Source organism: Paenibacillus sp. 01L418 (genome assembly GCF_056400045.1).
This window is the reverse complement of record NZ_JBFTSN010000338.1, coordinates 1-9,985: the sequence shown is the minus strand read 5'-3', so window position 1 is coordinate 9,985 and position 9,985 is coordinate 1. Positions and strand designations below refer to the sequence as shown.

Genomic DNA, 9,985 nt, shown 5'->3' with positions numbered 1-9,985 from the left:
CCTCTATGGAAGCCTTCCGTATATTTAAAGCGCAATGGAATCTTTACTTGGCCATTTTTATCAATATATCCATACTTTTATTTATACTTACAGCTGCCAAACCCTCTGAAAACAATATAGGAGAATCGTATATTGGATCTATTGTAAATTCCCCTGCAATGTTGACACACCCATACTTCCCATCCTTAGCTTTCACCGTCACCATACCATCAACAAAGTGCACTGCTCCATCGTAGATCGGAGCTGTTATCATATTCCCTTCAACATCAATAAAAGCTAATTTCCCATTTGGTGCTAAAACTCTGGCGTAACCTTCAGAAAAAATATATGCCTGCTCATATACTGCAGGAATTGCTATGTTTCCTTCTTTGTCTAAGTATCCAAAATTACTACGGTCAGTAAACAACGCTCGGCCACATGAAAAGTTACTCACAAAAGAATAGTTCGTTTCTAATACTGTTGTTCCATCTTTTGAAATAAACCTGCTCTTTCCTTCAACATCACAGGATGCCAGCCCTCCTTCAAATGAAGTAGCAAAATCAAAAACAGGTTCAATAACAAATCCACCATCTCGATCGATATAACCATATTTATAAACTTTCATTATAGTCAGTCCTCTAACTGTAATTTGTGAAAAAATAACTAAATTTATAATGTACCGATTTACTCAAAGGTATCAGGTTATCATCAATTCTATTTTTCATTCCATATGTGTTCGTGCCTCCGTACCTCCTCGGTATTATATGATGTATATCAGTACCCTTCCATGAATATGATACTGGAGCGTTTGCCGTTCTCTATTACATAATGCTTTCCTTCAACGCCCCAGTTGATCAGGACTTGAGCCTGTTCGGACGCCAGGTAGTCAAGGAATTGCTTCAGCCCATATCCTTATCCGTAAGTCAGAATAAGGCGCTGATGCACATTGCGGAGTCTGATCCGATGTACTAGAAGCCAATGCCAATGAATCGTCGTTAATCAATAAAGACCTCTGACTTTGGCCAGTGCCTTTATCAAAAATTCACTTCTATCCTTCGCTTTCGAGGATCTACTATTCAATCCACGATCTCTAAAGTGATCTTGTATACATAGATGCCCTTTTCGATTTTATATTCATCGTGAATATTTTTGGTCCATCCAGTATCTCCACCAAGACCTGCATGTTTGTAATCGATATGAAGGAAAACAGAATCGGATGTGCCAAGCTCGTCCTCATAGGCGGCATTGTCATACTGTCCGATGCTGTACTGATGGATGTCAAAATGGAAGTGACCCGCCGAGGTAACTTTTACGTTGCGGTCATCCGCCGACACATACAAATAACGGACATCTTCCTTGCCCCCGCACTCAACCGGCACGATGTAGGGAACATGCTGTTCTTCAACAGAGCTTTCATATATACCGATGAAGGCAGCCGCTTTACGGTCCGCATAGTTCTCCCATGGCCCGCGGCCATACCATTTGATACTCTTCCAGGCAGCAGGGAAGGTAAAGCTCAGACCGATTCTCGGTAAGGTATCGACATTAGCATTATTCACGACAGTGTTAGTAATTTCAATGCCTTTACCTCCAATCGCATACTCCGTAAGTGTTTCAATGCATCCATGATAAAGAACATGAACCTGAATGATGACTGAGGCAGGCGCTGCATATACCCGGATATTCTTGATCTCTTTCTGATCGGAGTCCAGCCCGAGGCTTCTCCAATCATCTGCATAGTTTAGCGTCTCACCAGGCACACCTGCGTCTATCCCCGTTGGCGGCCGATAGAAATTGTTCGCTCCGCCCGTAAAGTAGTCTTGATTATTGTATCTGACAGAAATGAACTCTGCCGTTTCTTTCGAGAAGACCACGTTCGTATTTTCATTATAAATATGAATTCGATCCGCAGCTTCTTCATATACCAGGCTCCCACTTTGAATATCCCCGGTATGTATTTCATATACGGAATCTTTCAACTCGACCTGGCATGCATAGATACAGGTTCCCTTATTTGCATAATAGGTGTCCTCGTTCAGATAAGCATAAAAATTCAGGAACGCTTCCCCAGAGACCTTGGTTGGATCGTATGGTGCCTGAAGACTTTCGATAGCTCCGGCCGGCGTGTGTAATCGGGGTAATGTACCGTTTTCCACAACCTTCCCGTCGCAAACAAGTTCCCAACCGATGTCCAGGTGGCTTAAGTCCCGATGCGTATAATGATTATAAATTCGATAACTTTTATTACCGGGAACATCATAAGGCCGTTCAAAATAATCGATCTGGACGGGAGCTTGTATATTTTTAATTTCATAGGCAGCCGGTTTCAGCGTTAAATCCGGAAATATAATGCCGTTCAGGCACATATCGGGCGCGGAATCAATAATCTCTTCCTGGAATGCGCCGCCATAAACATATTTTTTGTTCCCAGATTCATCATGCCGGACAAGCGCTTTATCCTGGAAATCCCAAATGAAGCCGCCCTGAAACCGCGGGAATTTATAAATAAGGTCCCAGAATTCCTTGAAATTCCCGTTGCTGTTGCTTTTCGCGTACGCATATTCACACATAATAAACGGCCGCAAGTCATCGCTGCTCGTCATGCAATCCACGATCCAATCCTTCTGAGGATACATGGGCGCCATGATATCGGAAATATTGGCCGGAGGATTTAAGGACTCATACTGAACATATCTTGTTTTATCATATTCCTTCATCCACCCGTACATGGCAGCATGGTTCGCTCCGTAACCGGACTCATTTCCCAAGGACCACAGAATGATCGAGGGATGATTCTTATCTCGCAACACCATCCGTGCTGCACGTTCCATATAAGCATGCGTCCATTCGGGAGATGCGCTGAGCTGGCCGCCGATGCCATGGGTCTCAATATTGGCCTCATCCACAACATATATGCCCAGTTCATCACAAAGGTCGTACCATTCGACGGCATGCGGATAGTGACTCGTTATTGGGGACTCTTAATGGTTTGTTTGACTTTCGCCACATAGTTGTCTTGCAGGTAGGATCTGAAATCCGCAAACTTCGGCGTCTCAAATTGYGTAACCAATTTTCGATCGTGATCATAAAGAGACAGACGCACGTGAGCTTCCCCATAACAGCTTGCTTGATTATTAGGATAAACCGTCACGGCTAAATCGGCATTGTCATAATCACCCGGGAAAAGCGTTTCGATTTTATAATCATGAATTCGCATTCGCGGTTTTGCATAAATCAGAACATCTCTGAAAATACCCGATAGATGCCAGTAGTCCTGATCCTCCAGATAAGAACCGGCTCCGAATCGCATCACCTGAACGGCCAAATGGTTTTGCCCCGTTTGGATGTAATCGGTAATATCAAAAGAAGCGTTAAGCTTGCTGTCCTGCGAATAACCGACGAACTTCCCGTTTAACCACAGATAAAAGCAGGATTCCACACCGGCAAAATCGATAAACAAATCTCTGCCGTTAAAATGTTCAGGAATTTCGAACGATAGGACATAACATCCGGTGAGGTTATCCTCCGGCACATAAGGCGGATTCAAAACAAATTCATCTTGCTTCAGTTGAATTTCGTGATGAGAGTCCGCCCCCTTCCGCGCAAAGGGATACTTAATATTAGTGTATATAGGTTTCCCGTATCCGAACAACTCCCAGTTGGAAGGAACAGGGATATCATCCCATTTGGACACGTCATATGCAGGATGATAAAACTCATCAGTTACTACATCCGGAGATGAAAACGTTTTAAATTTCCAAGTGCCGTTTAAGCATTTTACGTATTTTGACGCTCTCCGGTCGCCGCTTAGCGCCTGTTCCACGGTTTCGTATATTCCATACGGCTCATGCATGGGATGACGGTTCTTGTGAGCGACATGCGGATTCTCCCAGTCTCTGTTCAGCTTCATACGTTTCGAATAACCCCCTCATAAATTGTCTTAATTGGTTGTGCTATGAAAGTCGATACCCTTATAATATAAGGACAAGTTTTCATATAAAATGTTAGGTCTGGTAATTCATTTATCCATTTTGGTAGGTGCGGTGACGATATGAATTTCGATGCTATAAAAGAAAACGATGTCGTATACCGGTGTATCGGAGACGATTTCGACCTGGGCATTTTGTCTTGCGGCTTTATGAGAAAAAGAACGGCAGAGCGCTCCCAGTATGACTTCAGGATCGGATATTACAGCTGTTTGTTGGTCCTGCAAGGCAACGGACGATTTATCTCAAAGGAAGGCACTGTTATTACAATGCAAGCAGGGGATCTGGTACAACGTTTGCCCGATCGTATGCACTCCACCGAAATCGAGCCGAATGGGGAATGGATCGAGTTTTATATCAGCATAGGTTATCCTGTCTATCATTACCTCAAAACGCTAGGCATCATAAATTCCGACCAAGAGGTGCAGCCGACACGACATACAAGCGATATTTTGAATGAATTTGCCGCCCTGCTGAACTCTCTTAAATCCGCTGTAGATGAAAGGCTCCCCTATTTGCTGATGAAAGCTCAAGAACTCATTATCCGTTTGCACGGCAGCGTACATCATACTCAGAGAGAGCACAATGATCATAAAATCTCAAAAGCTTGCCAACTAATCGGTGGCGCCAATGATATTCATTACGATATTAAGGAAGCCGCAGCAGCCGTAAATATGGGCTATGAGAATTTCAGGAAGCTATTTAAAGCCACAACCGGAGTTTCCCCTCAGCGGTACCACATTGAACATTTAATGAAACAGGCCAAAATGATGCTCCTCTCCGGACTCCCCATTAAACACGTAGCCGTTAGTCTTGGTTATGGGGATATTTATTCCTTTACCAAGCAATTTACGAAATCGGAAGGAATGCCTCCAGGACGTTATATCCGTAACCGCCACAGATAAGCAAGAAACTAAGCAAAGGGCAGGAGGATCTTGCTTAATAAAAAATCAGAAAAGGAAAGCGAGATATCGTTCCTTCGCTTCCCTTATCATTCATCAGTTTTTCGACTCTTGAAAATTTCAAAAGACAAGAGTTTAATTAAATCAATCGCAATTCACAGCATGAGAGTGATAAATAAATATAGCATCTTGTTTTTTTTTACTGGAGAATTAAAAGGTTGACCATTATTTTCATTCTGATGAGTATTATTATTGGTAGCCGTATCGTTATTCTTCTGAGGTTCATCATCTTGAGGGTCACATTAGTTTTGATGTGTTGAAATAATTGTTGGTGATTGGTTATTTAAACCAATCGTTGATGAGGTGGATGAAACTGGAGTTTCAGTTGTTATAGCTTCTACCTTTTCATCTAATCCAGATATGCTGGCGAACAATAAACTTTCTGGTTTCAAGAAATTAATCCCCGTCAGAGAATGAAGCAAGGAATTGTTAAGTTGTTCGCCTGTGAAGCGCGAATGAAGAAAACCTTCAGGTATTAGGCGATTCATGACGTTCGATTTCTTCTTGATTTTCGCGGTAGGTGCCGGGAGTCGTTCCCGTGTATTTTTTGAACACCTTCGCGAAGTAGTGCTTGGTATCGAAGCCGACCTGACGGCTGATCGCGCAAACGGTCGAATGAGGCTGCGTTTTCAGCAGCTTTTGCGCTTCCCGGATTCGTAACGCATTCAAGTAATTGACGAGGGTGTCTCCCGTCTCCTTCTTGAACAAGCTGCTAATATAATTCGGATGCAGACTCATGCGATCCGCAAGATGGTCGAGGGACAGATCGTTCATATAGTTCATTTGCAAATAGGCCAATATCCGTTCGGCGTGCCGACTGTAATCAGAATCCGATGCGGCGGGGAGCTCCTCCTTCACGCGGCTCAGCAGGGACGCGATTTCCTTTTTGTCCAAAGGCTTCAGCAAGTAATCTACGACGCCCGAGCGAAGGGCCTGACGGACATAGTCGAACTCGTCATAGCCGGTCAGGATAATAAATCGATCGCATAACCCCTCAAGCCTGGCCTCCTGAATTAATTCGAATCCGTTCTTCTCCGGCATATGGATATCCGTTATCGTCACAGCGGGCATAAAGCGCTTCATTGTCTCTAATGCCTCCGGGGCATTGAGGGCCGAGCAAATGTCGGAACCGACAGGCGCGACTTCCTCGACGATTTTAACTAACCCTTTCAGAATCAAAGGTTCGTCGTCTACGATCAAGATCTTCAACGTCCGCCACCTTCCTTTTCACGATGATAATGCGCAAGCAGGCTCCTTTGCCCGACTCGCTGAGGATTTCCAGTCGGGATTCTCCTCCGAAGAAGCTTTTGACTCGTTCGTTGACGTTTTTCAAACCTACGCCGACCTGCTCCTCTGCCTTTCTAGGCTCGTCGTGCCTGGACAGCCGTTCGCGAAGCGCAAGAAGCTTCTCCGGCGTAATCCCGTTGCCGTTGTCGGTAACGTCGATCGTAATCTCGCTTTCCGTTTCCGTCGCCTGCAGCGAGATATGGACGGGTCGAAGGACGGCGGAAGCTCCATGCACGATCGCATTTTCGATAAGCGGCTGCAAAAGGAATCGCGGACAAGCCAGCCGTTCGGCATCCAGCGCAACTTGAATTTCAAAAGTCAGCCTGCTTTGGAGCCTCATTTTGTGGATGTTCATATAAAAGGAAACCATCTCGATTTCCTTCGCAAGAACCGTTTCTTCCCGCGCGGACGACAAGCTGTACCGCATCAGTTTCCCGAACCAGAAGGAAATATCGGCGACTTCCTTGTCGTCGTTAGCCTCGGCGACCATGCGGATCGTCTCGAGCGTGTTATAGAGGAAATGAGGCTTGATCTGCGCTTGCAGCACCTGGTATGCCGCTTCTTTGTTGCGCATTTCAGCTCGATGGACGTTGTTGATGAGCTCGTCCATTCGCCGGACCATCGCGTTATAGGTGACGATCAGGAAGCCGATTTCATCCTTTTCGAACTTGCCGTTTTTGATCGTCAGCTGCCTGAGGTTATTGTCGTTCAGCGTACGCATATGCCGGGCCAACCGAAGAATCCGTTTGGTAATCGTCGAAGCCAGCAGGTAATAGGCGATGGATAGAGCGATCAACAGCAGCACGATCATCGTCACCAAGACGATTTCCTTCTTCTTCACGGAACGGAATACTTCTCCCACCTGACCGGTGACGATGACGCGAACGTCCAGCGGCTCGAGCTTCAGCTGATTGACGATCGTTTGCCGGTTGATAAAAAATTTCCTGTCATCCGCTTGCAGAAGACGCAATGTCTTCTTGTCCAACGCCGGCGCTTCGTTCGTCAACGGATCGCCCTGTCCGGACAACAGCAACGCTCTCCAACTTCCTTCCACACCCGCGGCCGCATAGAAGTTATGGATTAAACTTTTGCGTACCCGAATTTCAAGAAGGCCGATTCGCTCCGTAATTTGCGTATTGTAAATGTACTGGTAATAGATCAGGTCCGGATCCGACGCCGCGGGATCGGCGCGCAGCCATTTCCCCTGTCCGGCTTTCAGGGACGAGACGGTTTGTTCCGTTTGCGGATCCAGCATAGACCGGTCGCGAAACAGATTGGTGATGGGCAATACCCGATCCTTCATCTTATAAATGACGATGGATTCGATCTCCGGATTAGCGAACATCGATTGCGTGTTCAGCGGGAGAATATAGCGGGTAAGCGCGTAGATGCTGTCCGCGTCGGATTCGTATACGCCGTCCAGATAATCGGTCAAGTAAGGATTGTATTGCAGCACCCGGTGGACCGACTGAATTCGGGCGAAATCCGTTTTCAGATTGGCGTAAGCCTGCTCCAGGATTTTCTGCCTGCTCTCCACGAATTGTTGCGTCAGGTTGCCGTAGATTTGCGTGTAATAGTGATAACCGAATGCCAGAACAGGGATAAAGATCATAATCACGTAACCAAGCACGATTTTGCGCATGATGCTCAAGGCGGCGTTTCCCTCCGATGCGGAATCCATATATCGTTAACATATCATGTACTAAAGAATTCCGATAGAGGCGCATCCCTCCCAGATTTACAATTCCGCAAACCCCGGTTAACGTGAGAACGGATCAAATTGAAACGATTCGCCAGCCTTCACGGTGTATCGGATCGATCGCTTCCTATAGCGCAGCGTACAAGGCATTCCGCAAAGGGAGCGGATCTCGGCTCCGATTAAGCTTCCTTTCGCCCAAGTCATGCCGACTTCGAATCCCCCTCTGGCGCGAAAGCCCGAGACGGAGCCTTCCGGCCATGTTTCCGGCAAGGCAGGAAGCAATTCGATTTCGTATTCGGCTTTTCCGTTTCGATAGCGGGATCGGCTTTGCAGCAGCATTTCCGCAATACCCGCGGTTCCGCCGAAATTGGCGTCGATCTGCATCGGAAACGGCTCATGCTGATTGAGCAGATTCGGATTGGTCGATCCCGCCAAGAGATCGACGAGCCGCTTGCGCGCGCTCTCCCCGTCTCGCAATCTGGCGTGCAGTGCTATCCGCCAAGCAGCCGGCCAAGCCAGGATTCGGTCCTTGCTCCGATGGCGAAGCTCGAGGCTTTTGCGCGCCCCCTCGAACGTTTCGGGCGTATTCTCGGATATCTGATTGCCGGGATATAAGCCGTAAAGGTGAGAAACGTGGCCGTTCGAATCTTCCGGTCGATCCCAATCCTCCGGCCATTCCTGCAATTGGCCGAATCGTCCGATTTGCATGGGGGGGATCCGGTCCAGAACCTTTCGGATTTCGTGTTCGAACGCCGAATTTTCGCCCAGCAGCTCGCTTGCGATCAAACAACGTTCGAGCAAGTCTCGGATCAACTGCACGTCCATCGTGGACGAGATCGTGAGATGCCTTCTTCGATCGCGGCCGTCCCGATACGCGTTCTCTGGCGAATAGGAAGGATTGGTAATCAGCAGACCGGCGAATTTGACGCCTTCGGGAGCCTCCACCAGGAAGTCCATCACGAATCGGGCGGCTTCTTTCATGGCAGGGTAGGCCCGTACCCTCAGAAAGTCAAGGTCGGGATTGTATTCGAAGTGATCCCATAAGTGCTGGACCAACCATACCCCGCCCATCGGCCATATTCCGGCATGGATGTCGACCGGGGCCGCGGCGCGCCATAAATCGGTATTGTGGTGGACGACGAAGCCCTTCGCGCCGTAATAGAGTTCCGCCGTGCGCGCGCCGGTGACGCGAAGATCGTCGATCAGATCGAACAGCGGCAGGTGGCATTCCGGCAAGTTTCCGACCTCCGCCGGCCAGTAATTCATCTGGACGTTGATGTTGGTCGTCCATTTGCTTCCCCATTCCGGCCATTCTTCTTCATTCCATATGCCTTGCAAGTTGGAAGGCTGATCGCCCGGTCTGGAAGACGCAATGAGCAAATACCGGCCGAACTGAAAATATAACGCGGCGAGCGACGGGTCCTCCGTCTCCCGAATGTCGAGTACGCGCCGATCCGTCGGACGCCGCTTGCCGCCAGTTTGCTCGTCCGCCCCGGCTCCCCATAGCCTTATCGAGACTCGTTCATACAAGGCTTTATGGTCTTCGACGYGTTCGTCCAGCAACTCGCGATAAGGTCGTTCGGAGACGCGCGCCATATACCGATTGTTCAATTCCGAAGGATCGCCCCCGATGTCCCGGTAGTTCAAGAAGCTTGTCGCTCCGGAAAAAACGAGGGTTACGGCACTCGCTTCCGCTATGCGCAGGACGCCGTCGCCGGCCGCGCACGAGCCGCCTTCGCAAAAAGCCGTGAGCCTCCCTTCGAATCGGAGTCCCGGACCTTCCCAAGAGCCGCTCCAATTTCTTGGACCCTTGCGCGTTCCGGTCCGTCCAGTCAGCCGAATCGCACGGCTTCCGTCCGATTGAACGGACGCATCGGGGTGGACGCTGGACAAAGACGCGTCTACGGCGATACTGCCCCGCTCGCCGCATGAAAGCCGAATCACCAGGCAGCCGCTCGGGCGGGAACAGAAGATTTCGCGCGTGTATTCGCATCCGTCGGCTTCATAGGATACGGTCRCCACCGCCCGCCGCAGATCCAATTCACGCCGATATCGCGTAACCTCGCGATGCC

At 48.3% G+C, this 9,985-nt stretch carries 9 protein-coding genes; 1 reads left to right on the top strand and 8 read right to left on the bottom strand.

Annotation, left to right across the window (positions count from 1 at the left end; all coding sequences use genetic code 11):
• From AC1DSE_RS26855 to AC1DSE_RS26840, 4 genes are all read right to left on the bottom strand, one after another.
• Positions 1-65: hypothetical protein (locus AC1DSE_RS26855; protein WP_477528468.1), on the bottom strand; the 65-nt coding region annotated here is incomplete at its 3' end.
• Positions 44-604 (bottom strand): WG repeat-containing protein, encoded by a 561-nt coding sequence (locus AC1DSE_RS26850; protein ID WP_477528466.1) that lies wholly within the window; start codon positions 602-604, stop codon positions 44-46. The genes AC1DSE_RS26850 and AC1DSE_RS26855, both read right to left, overlap by 22 nt.
• Positions 605-1,055: 451 nt before the next feature.
• The gene (locus AC1DSE_RS26845) at positions 1,056-2,951 is read right to left on the bottom strand and encodes a glycoside hydrolase family 2 TIM barrel-domain containing protein (RefSeq protein ID WP_477528467.1); all 1,896 of its coding nucleotides are present in this window, start codon (positions 2,949-2,951) and stop codon (positions 1,056-1,058) included.
• On the bottom strand, positions 2,948-3,889 hold the full coding sequence (locus AC1DSE_RS26840) for a sugar-binding domain-containing protein (RefSeq protein ID WP_477528465.1): 942 nt from the start codon (positions 3,887-3,889) through the stop codon (positions 2,948-2,950). Before AC1DSE_RS26840 ends, AC1DSE_RS26845 begins: the two co-directional genes overlap by 4 nt.
• A 141-nt stretch (positions 3,890-4,030) precedes the next feature.
• Between AC1DSE_RS26840 and AC1DSE_RS26835 the strand changes: the two genes are divergently transcribed.
• Entirely contained in the window at positions 4,031-4,870 is an 840-nt protein-coding gene (locus tag AC1DSE_RS26835; protein ID WP_477512849.1) for a helix-turn-helix domain-containing protein, read from the top strand.
• Between the two features lie 299 nt (positions 4,871-5,169).
• On the opposite strand, the gene AC1DSE_RS26830 is transcribed toward AC1DSE_RS26835, so the two are convergent.
• The 4 genes from AC1DSE_RS26830 to AC1DSE_RS26815 all read right to left on the bottom strand — a co-directional run.
• Positions 5,170-5,415 (bottom strand): hypothetical protein, encoded by a 246-nt coding sequence (locus AC1DSE_RS26830; protein ID WP_477512850.1) that lies wholly within the window; start codon positions 5,413-5,415, stop codon positions 5,170-5,172.
• The gene (locus tag AC1DSE_RS26825; RefSeq protein ID WP_477512851.1) at positions 5,396-6,136 is read right to left on the bottom strand and encodes a response regulator transcription factor; all 741 of its coding nucleotides are present in this window, start codon (positions 6,134-6,136) and stop codon (positions 5,396-5,398) included. The genes AC1DSE_RS26830 and AC1DSE_RS26825 overlap by 20 nt, the downstream gene beginning before the upstream one ends.
• Positions 6,084-7,856: a sensor histidine kinase gene (locus AC1DSE_RS26820; RefSeq protein ID WP_477512859.1), complete on the bottom strand. Its 1,773-nt coding sequence runs from the start codon at positions 7,854-7,856 to the stop codon at positions 6,084-6,086. Before AC1DSE_RS26820 ends, AC1DSE_RS26825 begins: the two co-directional genes overlap by 53 nt.
• Before the next feature lie 117 nt (positions 7,857-7,973).
• On the bottom strand, positions 7,974-9,985 hold a 2,012-nt coding region (locus AC1DSE_RS26815), incomplete at its 5' end, for a glycosyl hydrolase family 95 catalytic domain-containing protein (protein WP_477528464.1).

Bases quoted from the DNA above. Each gene is read 5' to 3' on its own strand.
- AC1DSE_RS26850 (WP_477528466.1), bottom strand. From the start codon at position 604: ATGAAAGTTTATAAATATGGTTATATCGATCGAGATGGTGGATTTGTT.
- AC1DSE_RS26835 (WP_477512849.1), top strand. From the start codon at position 4,031: ATGAATTTCGATGCTATAAAAGAAAACGATGTCGTATACCGGTGTATC.
- AC1DSE_RS26830 (WP_477512850.1), bottom strand. From the start codon at position 5,415: ATGAATCGCCTAATACCTGAAGGTTTTCTTCATTCGCGCTTCACAGGC.
- AC1DSE_RS26820 (WP_477512859.1), bottom strand. From the start codon at position 7,856: ATGCGCAAAATCGTGCTTGGTTACGTGATTATGATCTTTATCCCTGTT.